Source organism: Chengkuizengella marina (genome assembly GCF_009910845.1).
GTDB lineage: Bacteria > Bacillota > Bacilli > Paenibacillales > KCTC-33759 > Chengkuizengella > Chengkuizengella marina.
Genome location: NZ_SIJB01000035.1, coordinates 15,885 through 37,028, shown reverse-complemented (window position 1 = coordinate 37,028; position 21,144 = coordinate 15,885). Strand labels below are relative to the sequence as shown.

Annotated in this window: 25 protein-coding genes and 1 riboswitch; of the genes, 23 read left to right on the top strand and 2 right to left on the bottom strand. The window is 35.6% G+C overall.

The window, feature by feature from the left end; all coding sequences use genetic code 11:
* Positions 1-14: 14 nt before the first annotated feature.
* From ychF to prmC, 3 genes are all read left to right on the top strand, one after another.
* Positions 15-1,112, top strand: coding sequence for a redox-regulated ATPase YchF (gene ychF / locus ERL59_RS17080; protein ID WP_160647456.1), 1,098 nt, complete (start codon positions 15-17; stop codon positions 1,110-1,112).
* A gap of 104 nt (positions 1,113-1,216) precedes the next feature.
* Entirely contained in the window at positions 1,217-2,287 is a 1,071-nt protein-coding gene (gene prfA, locus ERL59_RS17075) for a peptide chain release factor 1 (protein WP_160647455.1), read from the top strand.
* A gap of 1 nt (position 2,288) precedes the next feature.
* The gene (gene prmC / locus ERL59_RS17070; protein WP_160647454.1) at positions 2,289-3,176 is read left to right on the top strand and encodes a peptide chain release factor N(5)-glutamine methyltransferase; all 888 of its coding nucleotides are present in this window, start codon (positions 2,289-2,291) and stop codon (positions 3,174-3,176) included.
* Between the two features lie 86 nt (positions 3,177-3,262).
* Here the strand turns inward: prmC and ERL59_RS17065 are convergent, their stop codons facing one another.
* On the bottom strand, positions 3,263-3,955 hold the full coding sequence (locus tag ERL59_RS17065; protein WP_160647453.1) for an aspartate/glutamate racemase family protein: 693 nt from the start codon (positions 3,953-3,955) through the stop codon (positions 3,263-3,265).
* A gap of 74 nt (positions 3,956-4,029) precedes the next feature.
* Entirely contained in the window at positions 4,030-4,716 is a 687-nt protein-coding gene (locus ERL59_RS17060) for a GntR family transcriptional regulator (RefSeq protein WP_160647452.1), read from the bottom strand.
* Between the two features lie 175 nt (positions 4,717-4,891).
* Between ERL59_RS17060 and spoIIR the strand changes: the two genes are divergently transcribed.
* The 20 genes from spoIIR (at position 4,892) to ERL59_RS16960 (ending at position 20,766) form a co-directional block, all read left to right on the top strand.
* Entirely contained in the window at positions 4,892-5,542 is a 651-nt protein-coding gene (spoIIR, locus tag ERL59_RS17055; protein ID WP_160647451.1) for a stage II sporulation protein R, read from the top strand.
* A 62-nt stretch (positions 5,543-5,604) separates the two neighbouring features.
* Positions 5,605-6,684, top strand: coding sequence for an L-threonylcarbamoyladenylate synthase (locus ERL59_RS17050; RefSeq protein WP_160647450.1), 1,080 nt, complete (start codon positions 5,605-5,607; stop codon positions 6,682-6,684).
* A 58-nt stretch (positions 6,685-6,742) separates the two neighbouring features.
* Positions 6,743-7,303, top strand: a complete 561-nt coding sequence (locus ERL59_RS17045; RefSeq protein ID WP_160647449.1) for a manganese efflux pump MntP — start codon at positions 6,743-6,745, stop codon at positions 7,301-7,303.
* A gap of 42 nt (positions 7,304-7,345) precedes the next feature.
* Positions 7,346-7,927 (top strand): low molecular weight protein arginine phosphatase, encoded by a 582-nt coding sequence (locus ERL59_RS17040; RefSeq protein WP_160647448.1) that lies wholly within the window; start codon positions 7,346-7,348, stop codon positions 7,925-7,927.
* A gap of 113 nt (positions 7,928-8,040) precedes the next feature.
* Positions 8,041-8,122: riboswitch (ZMP/ZTP riboswitch) on the top strand.
* Between the two features lie 93 nt (positions 8,123-8,215).
* Positions 8,216-8,674 carry a ribose 5-phosphate isomerase B gene (gene rpiB, locus ERL59_RS17035; protein ID WP_160647447.1) on the top strand — a complete coding sequence of 153 codons (459 nt, stop codon included), beginning with the start codon at positions 8,216-8,218 and terminating at the stop codon, positions 8,672-8,674.
* 60 nt (positions 8,675-8,734) lie between these two features.
* Positions 8,735-9,307 (top strand): TIGR01440 family protein, encoded by a 573-nt coding sequence (locus ERL59_RS17030; protein WP_160647446.1) that lies wholly within the window; start codon positions 8,735-8,737, stop codon positions 9,305-9,307.
* Between the two features lie 23 nt (positions 9,308-9,330).
* Entirely contained in the window at positions 9,331-10,578 is a 1,248-nt protein-coding gene (gene glyA, locus ERL59_RS17025) for a serine hydroxymethyltransferase (RefSeq protein ID WP_160647445.1), read from the top strand.
* A 420-nt stretch (positions 10,579-10,998) separates the two neighbouring features.
* Positions 10,999-11,331, top strand: coding sequence for a hypothetical protein (locus ERL59_RS17020; protein ID WP_160647444.1), 333 nt, complete (start codon positions 10,999-11,001; stop codon positions 11,329-11,331).
* Between the two features lie 272 nt (positions 11,332-11,603).
* A complete protein-coding gene (upp, locus tag ERL59_RS17015) occupies positions 11,604-12,233 on the top strand; it encodes a uracil phosphoribosyltransferase (protein WP_160647443.1) in 630 nt (209 codons plus the stop codon).
* 20 nt (positions 12,234-12,253) lie between these two features.
* Complete coding sequence (gene wecB, locus ERL59_RS17010; RefSeq protein ID WP_160647442.1) at positions 12,254-13,396, top strand: non-hydrolyzing UDP-N-acetylglucosamine 2-epimerase; 1,143 nt, start codon at positions 12,254-12,256, stop codon at positions 13,394-13,396.
* Positions 13,397-13,559: 163 nt separating this feature from the next.
* Complete coding sequence (locus ERL59_RS17005) at positions 13,560-13,793, top strand: AtpZ/AtpI family protein (protein ID WP_160647441.1); 234 nt, start codon at positions 13,560-13,562, stop codon at positions 13,791-13,793.
* A complete protein-coding gene (locus ERL59_RS17000; protein ID WP_160647440.1) occupies positions 13,786-14,166 on the top strand; it encodes an ATP synthase subunit I in 381 nt (126 codons plus the stop codon). Before ERL59_RS17005 ends, ERL59_RS17000 begins: the two co-directional genes overlap by 8 nt.
* A gap of 33 nt (positions 14,167-14,199) precedes the next feature.
* The gene (atpB, locus tag ERL59_RS16995; RefSeq protein WP_160647439.1) at positions 14,200-14,985 is read left to right on the top strand and encodes a F0F1 ATP synthase subunit A; all 786 of its coding nucleotides are present in this window, start codon (positions 14,200-14,202) and stop codon (positions 14,983-14,985) included.
* 85 nt (positions 14,986-15,070) lie between these two features.
* Positions 15,071-15,292 carry a F0F1 ATP synthase subunit C gene (gene atpE / locus ERL59_RS16990; protein ID WP_160647438.1) on the top strand — a complete coding sequence of 74 codons (222 nt, stop codon included), beginning with the start codon at positions 15,071-15,073 and terminating at the stop codon, positions 15,290-15,292.
* Positions 15,293-15,386: 94 nt separating this feature from the next.
* Positions 15,387-15,869, top strand: a complete 483-nt coding sequence (gene atpF / locus ERL59_RS16985; RefSeq protein WP_160647437.1) for a F0F1 ATP synthase subunit B — start codon at positions 15,387-15,389, stop codon at positions 15,867-15,869.
* A complete protein-coding gene (locus ERL59_RS16980) occupies positions 15,866-16,417 on the top strand; it encodes a F0F1 ATP synthase subunit delta (protein ID WP_160647436.1) in 552 nt (183 codons plus the stop codon). Before atpF ends, ERL59_RS16980 begins: the two co-directional genes overlap by 4 nt.
* 12 nt (positions 16,418-16,429) lie before the next feature.
* A complete protein-coding gene (gene atpA / locus ERL59_RS16975) occupies positions 16,430-17,944 on the top strand; it encodes a F0F1 ATP synthase subunit alpha (RefSeq protein WP_160647435.1) in 1,515 nt (504 codons plus the stop codon).
* Positions 17,945-17,988: 44 nt separating this feature from the next.
* Positions 17,989-18,852, top strand: a complete 864-nt coding sequence (gene atpG, locus ERL59_RS16970) for an ATP synthase F1 subunit gamma (RefSeq protein ID WP_160647434.1) — start codon at positions 17,989-17,991, stop codon at positions 18,850-18,852.
* A 47-nt stretch (positions 18,853-18,899) separates the two neighbouring features.
* Entirely contained in the window at positions 18,900-20,306 is a 1,407-nt protein-coding gene (gene atpD, locus ERL59_RS16965) for a F0F1 ATP synthase subunit beta (RefSeq protein ID WP_160647433.1), read from the top strand.
* A 55-nt stretch (positions 20,307-20,361) separates the two neighbouring features.
* Entirely contained in the window at positions 20,362-20,766 is a 405-nt protein-coding gene (locus tag ERL59_RS16960; RefSeq protein WP_160647432.1) for a F0F1 ATP synthase subunit epsilon, read from the top strand.
* Positions 20,767-21,144 lie beyond the last annotated feature (378 nt).

Genomic DNA, 21,144 nt, shown 5'->3' with positions numbered 1-21,144 from the left:
TGGAGTTGACATAGATGGCTTTAAAAGCAGGCATTGTTGGATTACCTAATGTAGGTAAATCGACATTATTTAACGCAATTACGCAAGCTGGTGCGGAATCAGCGAATTACCCTTTTTGTACGATTGATCCAAATGTTGGTGTGGTGGAAGTCCCTGATGAAAGATTATACAAATTAACAGAACTTGTTAACCCGAAAAAGGTAGTTCCAACTGCATTTGAATTTGTAGATATTGCTGGACTAGTAAAAGGAGCAAGTAAAGGTGAAGGTTTAGGAAATAAATTTCTTGCTAACATTCGTGAAGTAGATGCGATTGTCCACGTTGTTCGTTGTTTTCAGGACGAGAATATTACTCATGTATCTGGAACGATTGATCCAATTAGTGATATCGAAACGATTAATTTGGAATTGATTTTAGCAGACATTGAATCTGTGGAACGTAAAATCGACCGTTCACGTAAAAATATGAAAGGTGGAAATAAGCAGTACGCAGCTGAAGTGGAATGTCTAGAGAAAGTAAAAGCTGTGTTATATGAAGATAAACCTGCCAGAAGTTTAGAATTAACCGATGATGAGAAGTTGTTGATTCGTGACCTTCATTTATTAACAATGAAACCTGTATTGTTTGCAACAAATGTAGGTGAAGATGAAGTTGGCCAAGAAGATAATGAATATGTAGTCAAAGTAAAAGAACTTGCTGAACAAGAAGGTGCTGAAGTAGTGGTGATCAGTGCGAAGGTTGAATCTGAAATTGCTGAGCTTGAAGGTGAAGACAAAGAAATGTTTTTAGAAGAGCTTGGGATTACTGAATCAGGTTTAGATCGTTTAATTAAAGCAGCATATAAACTGTTAGGATTGGAGACTTATTTTACAGCAGGTGAACAAGAGGTTAGAGCGTGGACCATTCGTCAAGGAACAAAAGCACCACAGGCAGCGGGTGTTATTCATACGGATTTTGAGAGAGGTTTTATTCGTGCCGAAGTTGTTGCTTATGATGATTTAATAGCTTGTGGATCCATGGGAGCTGCTCGTGAAAAAGGATTATTAGGATTAGAAGGTAAAGATTATGTTGTTAAAGATGGGGATATTATGCACTTTAGGTTTAATGTGTAAGTTGACATCGTGCCTTCAATTTAATAATATTTTTTAGGAATAAATAGATAAGTGATATTAATTTTGTGAATGAATTTTTAATACGCTCAAAAGGGGTGGGAATGATGTTAGATCGACTCCAATCTTTGGCTGATCGTTATGAGAAACTTAGTGAGTTATTATGTGATCCAGATGTAGCCAATGATGCGAAAAGATTAAGAGAATTGTCTAAAGAACAATCTGATTTACAAGAAGTGTATGAATCATACACAGAATATAAATCTGTTATAGAACAATATGAAGAAGCTAAATCCATGATCAATGAAAAACTAGATGATGAAATGCGTGATTTAGTTAAAATGGAGCTTGAAGAATCTTCAACTAAAAAAACAGAGTTAGAGGAAAAGATTCAAATCCTTTTACTTCCTAAAGATCCTAATGATGATAAAAATGTCATTGTAGAAATACGTGGAGCAGCAGGTGGTGATGAAGCTGCCTTATTCGCTGGAGATCTGTATCGGATGTATACAAGATATGCTGATTTACAAGGGTGGAAAACAGAAATACTTGAAGCCAATGTAAATGATTTAGGCGGATTTAAAGAAATTATTTTTATGGTAAAAGGAAAAGGTGCATACAGCAAACTAAAGTTTGAAAGTGGTGCACATCGTGTGCAAAGAGTTCCTACGACTGAATCTGGTGGACGCATTCATACTTCTACAGCTACAGTAGGTGTGTTACCTGAAGCGGAAGATGTTGAAGTAGATATTAAAGACAGTGATATTCGAGTAGATACATTTTGTTCAAGTGGAGCGGGTGGACAGTCCGTTAATACTACTAAATCTGCTGTGCGCGTTACACATGTTCCTACAGGCATCGTGGCAACTTGCCAGGATGGTAAATCACAAAACTCCAACAAAGAAATGGCTTTGCAAGTGTTAAGAGCCAGAATTTATGATAAAATCCAACAGGAAGAGCAAGCCAAATACGCAGATGAACGTAAGAGCAAGGTTGGTACAGGTGACCGAAGTGAGAGAATTCGCACTTATAATTTCCCTCAAAGCCGTGTAACAGATCATCGTATTGGTCTAACGTTGCATAAATTGGATCAAGTTTTATCAGGAGAAATAGAAGAGGTAATTGCTGCTCTTACTGTAGAAGCACAAGCGGAATTAATGGAAAATGAGGAAGGGTAACATGAATCAGCAAATGTCCGTTAGAGAAGCCTTTATAGAGGCTTCTTCTTTTTTAAAGGAATCAAATAATAAAAATACACAAGAACCTTCACAAGTTTGCAGATGGATGTTAGAAGCGTTGTTAGAATGGAAACATAACGACTTTTATTTGCGTTGGCACGAACCTTTTCCAATTGAGAAAAGAGAGAAGTGGAAGGACATGTTGAACAGAAAAGCAAAAGGTGAACCTGTTCAATATATTATTGGCATTCAAGAATTTTATGGGTTGAACTTTAAAGTTACCGATGCGGTACTAATTCCAAGGCCAGAAACTGAAATCCTAGTTGAAAAAATGATGCAAGAATGTAGACAATTGTGGCGAGATCGAGAACCTGTTATAGCAGATATTGGTACAGGATCTGGAATAATTCCTATTACTTTAGCTGTACACAACCCTTCGTGGGAATTCATTGCTGTTGATATATCAGATCAGGCGATTCAAGTAGCGAAACAAAATGCCAAAAAGCATAATGTCATGAATCAGATTGAATTTGTTCAGGGTGACTTGCTGTTCCCACTTATTGAAAATAATATAGAGATTGATGTTCTTATCTCTAATCCTCCATATATTCCTTCACAGGATATGAAAGATTTACAAATAGAAGTAAAGGATTATGAACCGTTAAATGCATTGGAAGTAGGTGGAGATGGTCTTTATTTTTATGAAAAAATGATAAAACAGCTAAGTGACTTGCCTAAGTATCCCAAAATTGTTGGATTTGAAGTTGGGCAAGGACAAGCAAAACAAGTAGCAGAATGGTTACAGTCATTGAATCATTGGAATGAAGTTTATATAGTAAAAGATTTAGCGGATATTGAAAGGCATGTAGTAGCAATCATAAAATTTTAACAACTTAATGTTAATAAACAAAAGAACGCGGTAAGATAATTAATCTTCTGACCGCGTCCGTAAAATGTATTATGTTAAAAAAGATGTTATGCTTGTAAAGCATAATCTGCAGATTTTATAGCATGAATTTTAGTCGTATCAAATACTGGAACATTTATATCCCCTTCATTTATTAACATCGTGATCTCAGTACATCCAAGTATAATTCCTTCTGCACCATTATGAATTAGTTTCTCAATTATATCTAGGTATTGTTTTTTGGAGTTTTCATTTACATTTCCCAAACATAGTTCATTATAAATTGTATCATGAACGATTTTTCTATCCATCTCATTTGGGACCATAACTTCTAAGTCATAATTAGAAAGTTTGTCTTTATAAAAATCATGCTCCATTGTAAAATTGGTAGCTAATAAACCCACTTTTTTTATACCTGCTGATTTAATCTGTTTACCAGTAATATCTGCAATATGCAATAAAGGAATTGAAATGGATTCCTGTACTTCAGGTGCCATTTTATGCATTGTATTCGTACAAATGACTAAGAAATCAGCTCCACCTTTTTCTAATTGTTTAGCTGCATTGATAAGTTCCGTTGTTGCTTCTTCCCATTTTCCTTCATATTGCAAATCCTTAAACGTTTGAAAATCTACAGAATACAACATACTTTTTGCAGAATGAAGACCACCTAGTTTTTCTTTTACTCTTTCATTTATTAGTTTGTAATAAATTGCAGATGATTCCCAACTCAAACCACCAAGTAACCCAATTGTTTTCATCCATTTTCCTCCTCAAATGAAAATTATTGATTTTAATCAAAATGAAAATAGAAATTTAAAAAAATAAATAAGATTTACTCCTCATGTTCCTGAAGTTCCATTAATTGATAAACATTTTCTAAAGGTCCTATCCAGTTTTGTTTCATAATGCTGGCTGCTTTTTCTTTATCACGCTTAAGAAAAGCATCAATTATTAATTTGTGTTCATGAATAGAATCTTCTTGAGATAAAAATTCGTGTGTTAAAAATAAATACTTCAACCGACGAACATGAAGGTCCAAAATAGAACAAAAATGAGTAATGTATGAGTTATCAGCTAGTTCAATAATAAAATTGTGAAATTGTTCATCTGTTTCCATCGCTTTATAAGGTTCTTTTAATTGAATGGCTAATTCAAATTGGTGATTAATGTCTTTTAATTGTTCAATTTTTTCAACTGATATGGTTTCTGCAACTTCTTCTGCTGCTAACGCATGTAAAGTGGCTAGCGGGGGGTATATTTTCTTAACATCTTCCTTTGTGATTGTTGTTACTTTCGTTTCTTTTCCAGGATGCATCTCGATGAGTCCTTGTGTTTCAAGTAACAATAAGGCTTCTCTAACAGGCGTCCTGCTAATGCCTAATGCTTCAGAAATTTCTGCATCGTATATTTTTTCTCCAGGTTCAAGTGTCCCTTCTATAATCCATCTTTGTATTTGATTAAGTGCTCTTTCTTTAGCCGTAATCCTTGATGGAGATGCAAAATTTTTTGGTATTGGCATCGAATTAACACTCCTTTTTTCGCTGTTATATGCAATATATCGCATATATATATTTATGTCAATGAATCAATTCATTCTTAAATTAAATTGATAGATTGATAGATTTATAGGTTTAACTCTGCCTTTCCATGGACAAACTAAGTGATAGATCATATACAAAGGGAGCGAAGTTCTAATGTTAAGACCTTCCAAATGGAAATCATATATTTATCTTAGTTTTGTTCTTATTATGTTATTTATGAATTGGGAATATCAGCAGGCTCATGCAACTTTAATTGAAAACACAATTCCAGAAGAATCCATTCGACTAAGAATATTAGCGAATTCAGATTCAGCTCGTGATCAGTGGATTAAAGGGGAGATTCGTAATGAAATTGTGAACTATATGAATGATTGGGTGATTAAACCTAACCAAATTACGGATGCAAGAGCAATGGTCATGTCCCATATGAATCAAATAGAAGCACTTGTAGGTAAGGTATTACAAGATAACGGTTTTGGAGAATCGTATTCTGTTGAGTTAGGAGAATTTGATTTTCCTACGAAAATGTATGGTAATAAAGTGTACCCTGCTGGAGTTTATGAAGCGTTGCGTGTTATTGTAGGTGAAGGGCAGGGTCAGAATTGGTGGTGTGTTCTTTTTCCACCTTTATGTTTTGTTGATGTTACAACTGGGGAAGCCATAACACAAGAAGATGTAAATAAAAATCAGGATGAAGTGGAGATAAGCAGTACTTCAGAAACAAAAGAACAACCTGAGGCTCGGTTTTTTCTTTGGGATTTAATTGTAAGTATTACAAACTCTATTAAAGGGGTATTTGCTTAAATGGCAACATACAAAGTATAATTCTATATTATATTTACTTAATTAAGAGGACACTATAAAGCATGGAAACAATCTATTGGAATTTAAATAAGCAAATAAAAGGTAATGAGTTTGCACTGGTTATCCAAGAAGCTGCATCAGAAATTAAAATGGGGAATACCATTGCTTTTCCAACAGAAACCGTATATGGATTAGGCGCTGATGCTACGTCTACCGAAGCCGTAAGCAAGATATTCCAAGCTAAAGGCAGACCAGCAGATAATCCACTCATCGTACACATTTCAAATAAAAATCAATTACAAGGTTTAGTGGATTCTGTTACTGACAAGGCAAACCAGATTATGGATCGTTTTTGGCCTGGACCTTTAACGATGATTCTACCACTAAAGAAAGAGGCTAAACTTTCTAAAAAAGTAACTGCAGGATTAGATACAGTTGCCGTTAGAATGCCAGATCACCCTATCGCTTTGAAATTAATTGAACAAGCAAATCGTCCTATAGCAGCACCTAGTGCGAATCGTTCTGGCAAACCAAGTCCAACAGAAGCTAAACATGTAAAAGAGGATTTAGATGGGCGTATTAAAGGACTAATTGATGGTGGTGAAACAGGTGTAGGGATAGAATCTACCGTAATACAAATAAAAGAGGATTACATCTATATTTTACGTCCAGGAAGTATTACAAAATCACAGTTGCAGGAGATTACTCCTTTTGTTGAATTTTCATATGAAAAAGAAGTTCCAGATAAATCGTTAAATCATGAACAAATACCTCGCTCACCAGGGATAAAATACAAACATTATGCTCCCAATGGGTCATTAACCATTATAAAAGGAGAAAATAAGCAAAAGGTGATGCTAACTATTCAATCCGCAATTGATGAAGCGAAAGGGCGAGGTGAAAAAACAGGTATACTCACTTTTATTGAAAGAGAAAAAGATTACGATGCAGATCTGGTTATTGCTTATGGCAGTCAAAGCAGGATAGATGAAGCTGCACATGATTTATATGCAGCTTTAAGAATGTTTGATGAAAATAAAATAACAACTATATTTGCAGAAGGTTGCTCTGAAGAAGGGATAGGACTAGCTGTCATGAATCGCTTGAGGAAAGCATCTGGAAATCAAGTGGTACAAGTATAGCATGTTTCACTTCATGTCCGCATATTGTTTAAAGAATAGTGGACATGGGGGAGATAGCATGACAATCGTTTCAGTTGAATTAGGTCAATTTATAACGATCCTAATTATGGCAATTGCCTTAGGGATGGATGCTTTTTCTTTAGGGGTAGGAATCGGAATGAGAGGAATTCGACTATTAGACATTTTTAAAATTAGTTTGATTGTTGGCTTTTTTCACATCATGATGCCGCTTATGGGGCTGTTTACTGGTAAATATGTAAGTACAATTTTAGATGATGTTGCTTTAATTGCAGGCGGGACTTTGCTTGTATTATTAGGTCTGCATATGGTATATAGTTCTTTAAGAGGAGAGAAAGTTCAGGCGTTTGATCATAGTACTTTGTGGGGGATATTGATATTTTCATTAAGTGTAAGTATTGATTCATTTTCAGTAGGCATATCACTTGGATTATTCTCTTCAGATATTATATTAACTGTATTATTATTTGGTATATTTGGAGGAACACTATCTATATTAGGATTATTGTTAGGAAGATCTATCTCTTTAAGTTTAGGTGAATATGGCGAAGCTATAGGTGGAATTATTTTGTTAGTATTTGGGATTAAATTTTTAATATAGAGTACGATAGGTTACATCAGACTAGGAGGACGATTTTCTTTTATGAAACATATCTTATTTGTTTGTACTGGAAATACTTGTCGAAGTCCCATGGCAGAAGGCATTTTTGCCGGTTTAGTTCATAAAGAAGGATTAGATATAGAAATACGTTCTGCGGGAGTATTTGCTATAGATCATCATACCATTTCAGAAAATGCTGCAAAAATATTAAAGGAAAAAGGTTTATCAAATGAGATCGTCTCTAATAAAGTAACAGAAGAGTGGGTGAATTGGGCGGATTATATTTTTGCAATGACAATGAATCATAAACGTCACATCATAGAATATTACCCACAAGCAGCGGAAAAAACGTTTACTTTAAAAGAGTATGTTGAAGATAGTGCAGAAGTAATGGACCTTATTGTAGAAAGAGAAAAGTTAATAGCTGATTTACAAATGAGATTATCATTAGGTGAAGAAATACCCAACCATTTAAAACAACAACTAATGGAATTGGAATCAAACTTACCTGATTATGATATAGCTGATCCTTATGGAGGGACGATTGTAGATTATAAAATGGTTGCAGAGGAAATTGAAGATTACTTAAATAAACTTTTAATCAGATTTAAAACAGAAAAATAAAGGTGCATTTTTTTGGGAATTGTTGTTGAATCAAAAGAAAATTTAGGCACCATTTTGTTGCATTATTGAGTTGTAATTGTTAAATAATTACGCTATGATAACATTATACGTGAAGAATTCGGTGTAACTGGCGACAAAGTGGAAATTACCACAATGGAGCACCGAGTAATACGGCCGGTCGCCTGGGCAGGAGCATAGACATTTATGTCTGCTGCTCTTTTTTTGCACTTAGGGGATCATGCACCCCTTCTATCATTCACGAACTTTTGGTAAAGGAGAATGATCATAATGAAAGTAGCACTTGGAGCAGATCATGGTGGGTACCATCTAAAAAATAATATTAAAGATTTTATTATCAAGCTTGGTCATGAAGTGATTGATGTAGGTTGTGATTGTTCTGATTCAGTTGATTACCCAGATTATGCGATTCCAGTTTGTGAGAAAGTATTGAATGGTGATGCAGACAAAGGAATCTTAATATGTGGAACAGGTATTGGCATGTCTATTGCAGCAAATAAATATCCAGGTATTCGTTGCGCGTTAGTTCATGATACATTTTCTGCTAAAGCAACAAGAGAACATAATGATACCAATGTTCTTGCTATGGGTGAAAGAGTAATCGGACCTGGATTAGCAATAGATATAGTAAAAATATGGATTGAAACAGAATTTTCGAACGAAGAAAGACATGTGAATAGAATTAATAAAATGAATACAATAGAAAAGGAAGCCACTATACATCCTTAATGACTAGGATGAAGTGCACACTTAATAAGAAACTCATCAACTATGGTGGTGAAAATCTAGATGAATAAACTAGAGAAAATGAGTAAACAGGTTGAAGAAATAACGAGACAGCTCATAACAGAGGGGAACATTAAACCTCAACAAATGATTGTGATAGGAACGAGTACCAGTGAAGTATTAGGTCAGCACATTGGAACATCAGGTGCTGAGATGGTAGCTTCAGAAATTTATAAAGGTATTCAATCCGTTCAAAAGGATTTGGATTTTTATGTTGCCTTTCAATGCTGTGAACATTTAAATAGAGCACTTGTTGTTGAAAGAGAGGTTTTACAACAATATGTTCTTGAAGAAGTTTCCGTGATACCTGTTGCAAAAGCTGGTGGATCGATGGCCACTTTTGCTTATCAACATTTAAAAGAACCTGTAGTAGTTGAAAATATTAAAGCACATGCTGGGATAGATATCGGAGAAACTTTAATTGGTATGCATTTGAAACAAGTAGCAGTTCCTTTAAGACCTATTTTTCGTCAAATTGGAAAAGCACGTGTAAATATGGCAATCACTCGTCCAAAATTAATTGGTGGGCAAAGAGCCGTATATGAAATAAATAACAACAATCATCGTTGTAAATAAAAATTTAAGGGGATGTTATGAAGATGGAAAACTTACGCGGTCAAGATCCAGAAGTTTTAAAAGCTTTAAATTTAGAATTAAGCAGGCAGCGAGATAATATAGAGTTAATTGCTTCAGAAAACATTGTTACTCCAGCAGTTATGGAAGCGATGGGTACAGTATTGACCAATAAGTACGCTGAAGGATATCCAAGTAAACGTTATTATGGTGGTTGTGAGCATGTTGATATTGTTGAAGATATTGCCAGAGATCGTGCCAAGCAAATTTTTGGTGCTGAACATGCCAATGTTCAACCCCATTCTGGTGCCCAGGCTAATATGGCTGTTTACTTAGCAGCTTTAAAACCTGGTGATACAGTCCTTGGTATGAATTTAGCACATGGAGGTCATTTAACACACGGAAGCCCAGTCAATGCTTCAGGAATTTTATATAACTTTGTAGCCTATGGTGTAAGTGAAGATCATTTTATGATTGATTATGATGAAGTACGTAAATTGGCATTTAAACATAGACCGAGAATGATCGTTGCAGGTGCAAGTGCATATCCGAGAGTTATTGACTTTGAAACATTAGGTAAAATTGCAAACGAAGTTGGCGCGTTAATGATGGTGGATATGGCGCATATTGCAGGATTAGTAGCTGCAGGATTACATCCAAATCCAGTTCCTCATTCTCATTTTGTAACCACAACTACACATAAAACTCTAAGAGGTCCAAGAGGTGGTTTGATTCTTTGTAAAGAACCTTGGGCAAGAGCAATAGATAAAGCTGTATTCCCTGGTTCACAAGGTGGTCCATTAATGCACGTTATTGCTTCCAAGGCAGTTGCTTTTGGTGAAGCTCTTCAGCCTGAATTCAAAACTTACTCCAAAAATGTTGTGAAAAACGCTGCGATCTTAGCAGAAAGTTTACAGGCTGAAGGATTAAACATCATTTCAGGTGGAACAGATAATCATTTAATTTTAGTAGATACTCGTAATTTAGATATTACTGGTAAGGTTGCTGAGAAAGTATTAGATGAAGTCCACATTACAGTGAACAAAAATGCGATTCCATTTGACCCAACAAGCCCATTTGTAACAAGCGGTATTCGTATAGGAACACCAGCTGTAACAACGAGAGGGATGGATGGGGAAGCAATGAAATCTATTGCCAAAATCATTGCGATGACGTTGAAAAATCCTGAAAATGAGGCAGTGTTAGAAAAAGCTCGAGGTTTAGTAAAAGAGTTAACTGCTAAGTATCCATTGTATGAAGATTTGACTTATTAATTTTAATATTTAATCTAAATTAAATTATATGAAAGGTGTTGGTTGTAAAACCAACACCTTTTTGGGATATACCACATCTCTTAGATAATGATTTTTATATGTTTTTTTCTCCCTTAAATGATATAATCAAAAGGATTAAAAGTGGCAGGTAGTTGTTATTTGACACCACAATAAACTTGAAAATAATTCAATAATTAAAATTAACTTGTGTTATATTCAAGTTTTGTACACTAAAATAGTAACAGACGGCAATATCAAGCCGTAAAAACGAGAGAAGAATCTACGTACATTGTCTTTTTATTGGTTAAATACGGTCCATAGAGTATAAAGCATACTCTGATAGCAGAAATGTACTTTGGTTAAATCTCTCAAGAATCCCACGTCTTTGGACAAGTGGTATCAATAAAAGGAGTTACGGCTATGTCTGATAAAGTCCTAAATCTAATTCTTAATAAGTTAGATTCCTTAGAATCAGAATCAAAGGCAATTCGAAACGAAATGAATGAAATGCGGGCTGAGTTTCGAACAGAAACAGAGTTAATTCGAAATGAAATGAATGAAATGCGTTCTGATATTTCTGAAATCAAGCAAAGTATTCACCGTCTTGAGGAAAGTCAACCTAAAGACATTTTTGCTCTTCTTAAAAATATTTCAATTAAAGTAGATTACTGTGATCATCAAATTGGCGTACTTAATAAACGTTTGTTTAAAGCAGAAAGTCACATAGAAGAATTATTTAAAACATATAAATGAAACTAGGCGGTGACAGCTTTTTTAAAGCAATATAAATCTTAAAAAACATGCTAGTTAATTGGATCTAGGATGTTTTTTTATCGTTGGGAAAAGATAACAAATATATAAGGTGTAACTACAACAACAAAATGTTATAATAGTTAAGGTTTAAGGACATATTGTTTTATCCGGTCGTTACAATGAAGTCATTTTATTTATATGTATAGGGAAAAGTTACTCTATATATCGGATAAAGAAATTGATTTATTTATTTTCAGGAGGGATAGGAATTAATGGGAAAGGTATTTGTATGTGACCATCCTTTGATCCAACATAAACTAACTTTTATTCGAGACAAAGAAACCAGAACGAAAGACTTCCGTCAATTAGTAGATGAAGTTGCCATGTTAATGGCTTATGAGATTACTAGAGATTTATCTCTAAAAGAAGTAGAGGTTCAAACTCCAGTTGCAACCGCAAATTGCAAAGTGATGTCTGGGAGAATGCTTGGCTTGGTGCCAATACTTCGTGCTGGATTAGGGATGACAGATGGTATTTTAAAACTACACCCAACAGCAAAAGTAGGTCACGTAGGTTTATATCGTGATCCTGAATCATTGCAGCCAGTTGAATATTACACTAAATTACCTACTGATGTTCAAGAAAGAGAACTAATTGTCATTGATCCAATGCTTGCTACTGGGGGATCAGCGAACGCGGCTATTCAAGTATTAAAAAACAATGATTGCAGTCAAATGAAGTTAATGTGTTTAATTGCTTCTCCAGAAGGTGTTAAAGCAGTTCAAGAAGCACATCCTGACGTAGATATATATGTTGCTGCAATTGATAGTCATCTTAATGAAAAAGGTTATATCATTCCAGGATTAGGGGATGCAGGAGATCGTTTATTTGGAACAAAGTAACGTTAAAGGATGATAGCTGAATGGATAAGCTAAAAGTACTTACAATATTCGGGGTTAGACCTGAAGCTATTAAAATGGCTCCACTCGTATTAGAGTTGCAAAAACATAAAAATTTAATTGATTCAAAGGTGTGTGTGACAGCACAACATAGAGAAATGTTAGACCAGGTTTTAGATGTTTTTGGTATTCAACCGACATATGATCTCGATGTCATGAAAGATCGACAAACACTGAATGAGATATCCATTCGTGTTTTACAAGGTTTAGAATCAGTACTTCAGGAAGCGAAACCAGATTTAGTTTTAGTACATGGTGATACATTAACTACATTTTTAGCTAGTTATGCTGCTTTTTTACAACAAATCAAAGTAGGTCATGTGGAAGCGGGATTAAGAACTTGGAATAAACTGAATCCTTACCCTGAAGAAATGAATCGTCAGCTCACAGGTGTGATTGCTGACCTTCATTTTGCACCTACAAATTGGTCAGCTAATAATTTATTTAAGGAAAACAAGTCTGAACAGAATGTTTATATTACTGGGAATACTGCGACTGATGTTTTTCAATACACCGTAAGAGAGGATTTCACTCATCCTATAATATCTTGGGCTAAAGGAAAAAGATTAATCTTAATGACAGCACATCGAAGAGAATCCTTAGGTGAGCCTCATCGACAAATTTTTAATGCTGTTCGCAGAATTGTGGATGAGTTTGAAGATGTTGCGGTTGTTTATCCTGTACACTTGAACCCTGCTGTAAGGGAGCCAGCCAATGAAATATTAGGCGAACATCCTAGGATTAAACTCATTGAACCGTTAGATGTTGTTGAGTTACACAATTTTTATAATCATACTTATATGATATTAACCGATTCAGGTGGGTTACAAGAGGAAGCTCCTTCCTTCGGAATTCCAGTTTTGGTATTAAGAGAAACAACGGAGCGTCCTGAAGGAGTTGAAGCTGGAACGTTGGAGTTAGTTGGTACAGCTGAAGAAGACGTTTATCAAAAAACGAAAGAATTATTAGTAGAAATTCATAAATATGAAAAAATGAGTCATACTGCAAATCCATATGGTGACGGTAAAGCTTCAAAAAGAATTGTTGAATCCATATTGCATCATTTTGGAAAAAAGAATGAAAAACCGGAATCATTTTCTACGTAAAAGGTTACAGCATACAGTTGCACTGTATAGTTTTTAAACTTGAAAAGCCTTTAATACCAAGGATTCAAATATTTTGTTCACGAAATGTTTGAATTTTACCCAATTGACAAACAATGCTTCGCTTCGTTAAAATAAATGGGGATTTAAATAGGGGAAATGTATAATGAGCAATTCAAATCCTAAAGATAATCCATGGAAAGCCGTTGCGTTAGTCAGTGCGATTGGATTAGATATGGTTGTCTGCATGTTTGCCGGATATGGTCTTGGAACTCTAGTAACAAAATATGTAAACCATAATCCTATATGGATCGTTGTTGGTATTATGGTAGGGTTTGTTATGGGGGTCTTAAGCATCATGATGATCATTAAAAAGTACACGGGGGGCTCAAATGAATAATTTGTCGACCCTAACAAAAAACGCTTACAAAATAACTTTGTATGTATTAGCAGTTTGTTTTGTAACGTGGGCTCTGTTGCCTGATTTTCGAGTTTATATTGCAGGACTGATTTTGGGGATTATAGTTAGTTTAATCAATGCAAGGTATTTACAGTGGAAAATAGAGCTGATGTCTGAAGTTGCCATCAAGAAGATAAAACGCAGAGTGAATGATGGATTCATGACAAGAGCATCACTCGCATTAATTGCGGTGGTTATTTCCTTTAAGTTTGAACAGCATATTGCGTTTTCTACTACATTAGCTGGATTGTTTTTTGTACAATCAGTAACATTAGTACTGGGCATTATTTCTATTAATAACAATAACAAATAAATGGATTAACAGAAGGGAGGGAAAATTGACGATATGCATGAATCACCGATGATTGAATTGTTTGGAATTCCATTTGATCTTTCCAATTTGATTATGATAACCATTACATGTTTAGTTGTATTTCTTATTGCCGTATTAGGAACTCGAAGATTGTCTGTCGATAATCCGGGGAAAATGCAGAATTTTCTGGAGTGGGTGGTTGAATTCATACATAATATGATTGCCAGCACGATGGATATGAAACAAGGGAAAAGTTTTATCATGTTAGGAATCACTTTAATTATGTATATTTTTGTAGCTAATATGTTGGGGCTTCCTTTTGCTTTGTCTCTACATTTCTACGAGGCACCGACTTTTTTCGGAATTCCAATTTCTCCAGATTTATATGCAGAAGCAGCACATGCAAAAGATGTTTCATTGCTTTTTTGGAAATCACCGACAGCAAGTATGAGTGCTACCATGGGATTAGCTTTAATTGTAATTGTAATGGTACATTATTTAGGGGTTACTAGAAACACTAAAAATTACTTTAAACATTACATTGATCCAGTTCCAGCATTCTTTCCGCTTCACATAATCGAAAAAGTATCACAATTTTTAACGCTTGGTCTACGTTTGTTCGGTAACATTTATGCTGGTGAGGTATTGATTGGGGTTATTTTAATGACTGCCTCTGCAGGAGTGTTAGCAGGTATTGGTGGAATGATTCCATTAATCGTATGGCAAGCTTTCAGTATATTTGTTGGTACAATCCAAGCTTTTGTTTTTACCATATTAACAATGGTGTATATTTCTCAAAGTATCGCCAAAGATCACTAAAGAATCTAACTCAGCACTACTGAGATAAGATTATAAATTAAAAGAATTAAAAATACTTTATTTAATATTTAAGGAGGATTTCTCAATGAGTTTTTTAGCAGCAGCAATTGCAATTGGTTTAGGTGCATTAGGTGCAGGTATTGGTAATGGTTTAATCGTTGGGCGTACAGTTGAAGGGATTTCTCGTCAACCAGAACTTCGCGGAACTTTACAAACTACAATGTTTATCGGTATCGGTTTAGTTGAGGCTTTACCAGTTATCTCTCTTGTATTTGCATTATTGTTCGTTTTCGTATTAGGAGAATAATTAGATTTCAAGTTCGGCGGGGATGGTATAAGCCACCACGCCTTCATTTTGTCAAGATTGATTGAATTAATCTCTGAGAAGGGAGTGACTAAAGTTGAGTATAGATGGATCTATAGTTTTTCAAATTATTGCGTTTGGTATTTTGTTATGGTTACTAAGCAAATATGCATTCGGGCCATTGATGTCCGTAATGGAAAAACGTAAAGAGCATGTATTAGAAGAAATGCGTACGGCTGAAACTAACCGTGCAGAAGCAGACAAACTTTTAAAAGAACAAGAGGCATCCATGCAACAAACTCGTCAGGAAGCATATCAAATTATTGAGCAAGCGAAACAAACGAGTGCAAGACAAGCTGATGAAATCGTTGAAGATGCAAAAGCAACAGCGGCGAAGTTAAAAGAGGATGCACTTAAAGATATTGAAAATGAAAAATCAAAAGCAGCTCAAACGTTGCGTGCGCAAGTAGGAGCAATGTCCATTATGATTGCTTCCAAAATTATCGAGCAAAAGCTTGATGAAAAATCACAACAACAATTAGTTGACAAATACCTGAAAGAGGTAGGAGGAAAACTATGAGCAGCGACACTTTAGTAGGAAAAAGATACGCAAAAGCACTTTTTGAAGTTGCTCGAGAGCAAGATGTAATAATAGAAGTGGAAAAAGAATTAAAATCAATTGTGCAATTTATAGAAGTGGATAAAGATTTTAATAAATTTATTTCCCATCCTAATATTGGAGTGGACAAAAAGAAGGAAGTAATCAGCAATGCTTTTGAAGGAAAAGTATCTGAAATTGTACTTCATACGGTCCAGCTTCTTTTTGAAAGAGGAAGAGGTTCAATCTTAGCAGCGATTTATGAATATTATGTTGGGGTTGCCAATGAATTTTTAGGTCAAGCAGATGCAGTGGTATATACACCATCTAAGTTATCCGAAGATGAATTAAAAGAAGTTGAAGATCGATTTGGTAAATTAACAGGCAAACAAATCAATGCTTCAAATGAAATTGATCCTGGTCTTTTAGGTGGATTAAAAGTTCGCATTGGTGATCGTTTATATGACGGCAGCTTATCAGGTAAGTTAGCTGCACTTGAACAAGAATTAAACAGCAAGCAATATAGTTAGGGGTGAGGTTCATTGAGTATCAGACCTGAAGAAATCAGTACGTTGATTAAAAAACAAATTGAAAATTATAAATCTGAACTTCAAGTGGTTGATGTAGGTACTGTTATCCAAGTAGGTGATGGTATAGCTCGTGCTCACGGTTTAGAAAATGTCATGGCTGGTGAATTATTAGAATTCTCTAATGGCGTGATGGGTATGGCTCTTAACCTTGAAGAAGATAATGTTGGTATCGTAATCTTAGGACCTTACAAGGATATCCGTGAGGGGGACCAAGTAAAACGTACAGGTCGTATTATGGAGGTTCCTGTAGGTGACGAATTACTTGGACGTGTTGTAAATCCATTAGGACAGCCTGTAGACGGTAAAGGTCCTATTGAAACTAAAGAATTTAGACCTATTGAATCACCAGCACCGGGTGTTATTGATCGTAAATCAGTACATGAGCCGATGCAAACGGGAATTAAAGCGATTGACTCCATGGTTCCAATTGGTCGTGGTCAGCGTGAGTTAATTATTGGTGACCGTCAAACAGGTAAAACAACAATTGCTATAGACACGATCATTAATCAAAAAGATAATGATATGATTTGTATTTACGTAGCAATTGGTCAGAAACAATCCACAGTTGCAGGTGTTGTAGAAACACTTCGCAAAAATGGTGCTTTAGATTATACCATTGTTGTTACAGCAGGTGCTTCTGAACCAGCTCCATTATTATTCTTAGCACCATACACAGGTTGTACAATGGGTGAACACTTTATGTATCAAGGTAAACACGTATTAGTTATCTATGATGACTTAACTAAACAAGCATCAGCTTACCGTGAGTTATCCTTATTGTTAAGAAGACCTCCAGGTCGTGAAGCTTTCCCTGGGGATGTTTTCTACTTACATTCACGTTTATTAGAAAGAGCTGCAAAATTAAACGATGATTTAGGTGGGGGTTCATTAACAGCCCTTCCATTTATTGAAACACAAGCAAGTGATGTGTCGGCGTATATTCCAACAAACGTTATCTCCATTACAGATGGACAGATTTTCTTAGAAGCTGATTTATTCCATGCAGGTCAGCGTCCAGCGATAAACGTCGGTATCTCTGTATCCCGTGTTGGTGGTTCTGCACAAGTTAAGGCTATGAGAAAAGTAGCAGGGACATTACGTTTAGATCTTGCACAATATAGAGAGCTAGCAGCTTTCGCTCAATTTGGTTCAGATCTTGATAAATCTACGCAAGCTCGATTAAATCGAGGGGAACGTACAGTTGAAATTTTAAAGCAAGGGGTCAATCAGCCGTTACCAGTTGAGAAGCAGGTTGTAAGCATTTATTCAGCTGTAAAAGGTTTCTTAGATGATATTGAAGTGAAGGATATTACAAGATTTGAAGAAGAATTTTTATCCTATATGGAAGCAAATCAGTCAGATATTCTGAACACGATTAAAACAACCGGGCAATTATCAGAGGAAACTGAAGAAGCACTTAATAAGGCAATTGAGAGCTTTAAAAAAGGGTTTGCTGCATCTGTATAATCCAGTAGAGTGTTTTTTAAATAGCCTACAAGGTGGTGAACTAAATGGCTAAAGGTATGCGCGATATAAAGCGCCAAATCAGTGGTTTCCAAAATACGAAACAGATTACAAAAGCAATGGAAATGGTAGCTGCTTCAGGATTAAGGAAAGCACAAGAAAATGCTGAAGCTGCTAGACCGTATTCAGATAAAATAAAAGAAGTAATTTCAAACATTGCTTCCGCTACAAAAAACTTGAAACACCCTATGCTACAAAGCCGAGAAGTGAAAAAGACGGGTTATCTAGTGATTACTTCGGACCGTGGATTAGCAGGGGGTTACAATGCGAATCTATTGCGAATGGTCATGAACACGATCCAAGAAAAGCATAATTCTACTGATGACTATTCTATTTTTGTTATCGGTCGAAAAGGTCGGGATTATTTCAAAAGAAGAAATATGCCGATTGTATCTCAAGTAACTGGATTGCCAGATAATCCTCAATACTTGGACATACAGGAAATTGCTAAAACTGCGGTGCAAAACTTTAGTGATGGATTATACGATGAGTTATATTTAGCATATAACGAATTTGTGAACCCTATCACACAGATCCCTGTAGAAAAACGTCTTTTACCATTAAGCGATATTTCTGAATCCAATGGTAATTCTGCTCTATATGAATATGAGCCTTCTGCAGAGGAAGTGTTGGATGTATTATTGCCTAAATATGCTGAAACTTTGATTTATAGTGCAGTATTGGAAGGTAAAGCTAGTGAATTTGGTGCCAGAATGACGGCAATGGGTAATGCAACGAACAATGCGACTGATTTAATTGCTGGTCTTACGCTTGTATACAACCGTGCACGTCAGGCTGCGATTACACAAGAAATTTCTGAAATTATTGCTGGAGCGAATGCTCAAGGATAATGAAACAATATATGCACTAACTTTTAAAACCTTAAGGAGGTAAAAGCATGAACAAAGGACGCGTTTTACAGGTTATGGGTCCCGTAGTTGATATTGAATTTGAACGCGGAAACCTGCCTGAAATTCTAAATGCTGTTAGAATAGAAAAAAAAGCGGAGTCCTCTGGGGAAAAGGATATCAACTTAACTGTAGAAGTTTCTCTTCACCTTGGTGATAATGTAGCACGTTGTGTTGCGATGTCTTCTACAGACGGTTTAGTTCGTGGAACTGAAGCTGTTGACACAGGTAGTCCTATTTCTGTTCCAGTGGGTGATGCTGTACTAGGTCGTATTTTAAATGTATTAGGTGAACCAATTGATAATGCTGGTGAAATTAAAACTAAAAGTTCTAGCCCCATTCATAGACAAGCACCAGAATTTACAGAATTATCTGTTGAAGAAGAAATTTTGGAAACAGGAATTAAAGTTATTGATTTAATTGCCCCGTACGCTAAAGGTGGAAAAATTGGTTTGTTTGGTGGAGCCGGTGTTGGTAAAACTGTTACAATCCAGGAATTAATCAATAATATCGCACAGGAGCACGGTGGTATTTCAGTATTTGCCGGTGTTGGTGAGCGTACACGTGAAGGAAATGATCTTTATCACGAAATGAAGGATGCGGGAGTTCTTCCAAAAACTTCTATGGTATTTGGACAGATGAATGAACCTCCTGGTGCTCGTCAACGTGTTGCATTAACAGGATTGACAATGGCTGAGCATTACCGTGATCAAGAAGGTAAGGATGTACTTTTATTCGTAGATAACATCTTCCGTTTCACGCAAGCAGGTTCTGAGGTATCCGCATTACTTGGACGTATGCCATCAGCGGTTGGTTACCAACCAACTCTAGCAACTGAAATGGGTCAATTGCAAGAGCGTATCGCTTCAACGAAGAAAGGTTCTGTAACATCTATTCAAGCAGTTTATGTTCCTGCGGATGACTATACAGATCCAGCTCCTGCAACAACATTTGCTCACTTGGATGCAACAACAAACTTGGAGCGTAAGATCGCAGAGTTAGGAATTTTCCCAGCGGTAGATCCATTAGCATCAAGTTCTCGTATTCTTGCTCCTGAGATCGTAGGAAAAGAGCATTACGAAGTTGCTCAAGGCGTTAAGCAAATTTTACAACGTTACAAAGAACTTCAAGATATTATAGCCATCCTAGGTATGGATGAATTATCTGAAGAAGATAAATTGACAGTTCAGCGTGCTAGAAAGATTCAAAGATTTTTATCTCAGAACTTCCACGTTGCTGAACAATTTACAGGTCAAAAAGGGCAATATGTTCCAGTTAAAGAAACAGTTCGAAGCTTTAAAGAGATTTTGGACGGTAAACATGATGATTTACCAGAAGCAGCTTTCTTATACGTTGGTACAATCGAAGAAGCTGTAGAAAAAGCCAAAACTTTATAATAGGGTTGATTTAAAAATCCTAAGTTTCTAAAAATGAAACTTGTAGGAGGAAGTTATGAGTACTTTTACATTAGAAATCGTTACTCCTGAGAGAAAAGTGTATTCTCAGGACGTGAATATGATTGTCGTCACAGGTGTGGAAGGTCAATTAGGTATTTTACCTAATCACATTCCGTTAGTTACTGCTTTAAAAGTTGCACCGATGAAGGTTAAAACTGGAAACGATGAGGAGATCATCGCTGTACATGGCGGCTTTATGGAAGTAAGTAAAGAAAAAGTGGTTATTCTTGCAGAAGTTGCAGAACGTGCAGGAGAAATTGATGTTGAACGTGCACAAGCTGCTAAGGAACGCGCGGAAAGAAGATTGGCTGACAAAAAAGCTGAATATGATTTTCGTCGTGCTGAGATGGCATTGCAGAAAGCGATCAATCGAATTAGTTCCACTGATAAACAATTTTAAATTGATATAAAAACTGTCGCACATCATATGTCGGCAGTTTTTATATAGATCTGAAAGTAGATTTTTTTTGATTTTATATGATTGTGCACAATACATTCAAAAGGTTCATATTATAAAGAGAGACCATTTTTCTATAATATAATCGATTGTGAAAAACATCACATATTATAGTCACAATAAAAAAATATTATAATTAATTCATTTTCACCAAATCATGAGCAGTAAAGTATTAATCTTTGCTTTTTAACAAGTATTTTGCCTTTGAAAACATACTGTTTACACATAATAAAGCAATGCAATGAATGAACGTCGATTCCCAACAAAAGTTACCTTTAAAAATTAATGATTTGTACAATAGACTTAGATGTAAGCTTTTGT

Excerpts from the sequence above, each read along its gene's own strand:
- ychF (WP_160647456.1), top strand. The coding sequence starts at position 15 with ATGGCTTTAAAAGCAGGCATTGTTGGATTACCTAATGTAGGTAAATCG.
- prfA (WP_160647455.1), top strand. The coding sequence starts at position 1,217 with ATGTTAGATCGACTCCAATCTTTGGCTGATCGTTATGAGAAACTTAGT.
- prmC (WP_160647454.1), top strand. The coding sequence starts at position 2,289 with ATGAATCAGCAAATGTCCGTTAGAGAAGCCTTTATAGAGGCTTCTTCT.
- ERL59_RS17065 (WP_160647453.1), bottom strand. The coding sequence starts at position 3,955 with ATGAAAACAATTGGGTTACTTGGTGGTTTGAGTTGGGAATCATCTGCA.
- ERL59_RS17060 (WP_160647452.1), bottom strand. The coding sequence starts at position 4,716 with ATGCCAATACCAAAAAATTTTGCATCTCCATCAAGGATTACGGCTAAA.
- spoIIR (WP_160647451.1), top strand. The coding sequence starts at position 4,892 with ATGTTAAGACCTTCCAAATGGAAATCATATATTTATCTTAGTTTTGTT.
- ERL59_RS17050 (WP_160647450.1), top strand. The coding sequence starts at position 5,605 with ATGGAAACAATCTATTGGAATTTAAATAAGCAAATAAAAGGTAATGAG.
- ERL59_RS17045 (WP_160647449.1), top strand. The coding sequence starts at position 6,743 with ATGACAATCGTTTCAGTTGAATTAGGTCAATTTATAACGATCCTAATT.
- ERL59_RS17040 (WP_160647448.1), top strand. The coding sequence starts at position 7,346 with ATGAAACATATCTTATTTGTTTGTACTGGAAATACTTGTCGAAGTCCC.
- rpiB (WP_160647447.1), top strand. The coding sequence starts at position 8,216 with ATGAAAGTAGCACTTGGAGCAGATCATGGTGGGTACCATCTAAAAAAT.
- ERL59_RS17030 (WP_160647446.1), top strand. The coding sequence starts at position 8,735 with ATGAATAAACTAGAGAAAATGAGTAAACAGGTTGAAGAAATAACGAGA.
- glyA (WP_160647445.1), top strand. The coding sequence starts at position 9,331 with ATGGAAAACTTACGCGGTCAAGATCCAGAAGTTTTAAAAGCTTTAAAT.
- ERL59_RS17020 (WP_160647444.1), top strand. The coding sequence starts at position 10,999 with ATGTCTGATAAAGTCCTAAATCTAATTCTTAATAAGTTAGATTCCTTA.
- upp (WP_160647443.1), top strand. The coding sequence starts at position 11,604 with ATGGGAAAGGTATTTGTATGTGACCATCCTTTGATCCAACATAAACTA.
- wecB (WP_160647442.1), top strand. The coding sequence starts at position 12,254 with ATGGATAAGCTAAAAGTACTTACAATATTCGGGGTTAGACCTGAAGCT.
- ERL59_RS17005 (WP_160647441.1), top strand. The coding sequence starts at position 13,560 with ATGAGCAATTCAAATCCTAAAGATAATCCATGGAAAGCCGTTGCGTTA.
- ERL59_RS17000 (WP_160647440.1), top strand. The coding sequence starts at position 13,786 with ATGAATAATTTGTCGACCCTAACAAAAAACGCTTACAAAATAACTTTG.
- atpB (WP_160647439.1), top strand. The coding sequence starts at position 14,200 with ATGCATGAATCACCGATGATTGAATTGTTTGGAATTCCATTTGATCTT.
- atpE (WP_160647438.1), top strand. The coding sequence starts at position 15,071 with ATGAGTTTTTTAGCAGCAGCAATTGCAATTGGTTTAGGTGCATTAGGT.
- ERL59_RS16980 (WP_160647436.1), top strand. The coding sequence starts at position 15,866 with ATGAGCAGCGACACTTTAGTAGGAAAAAGATACGCAAAAGCACTTTTT.
- atpG (WP_160647434.1), top strand. The coding sequence starts at position 17,989 with ATGGCTAAAGGTATGCGCGATATAAAGCGCCAAATCAGTGGTTTCCAA.
- atpD (WP_160647433.1), top strand. The coding sequence starts at position 18,900 with ATGAACAAAGGACGCGTTTTACAGGTTATGGGTCCCGTAGTTGATATT.
- ERL59_RS16960 (WP_160647432.1), top strand. The coding sequence starts at position 20,362 with ATGAGTACTTTTACATTAGAAATCGTTACTCCTGAGAGAAAAGTGTAT.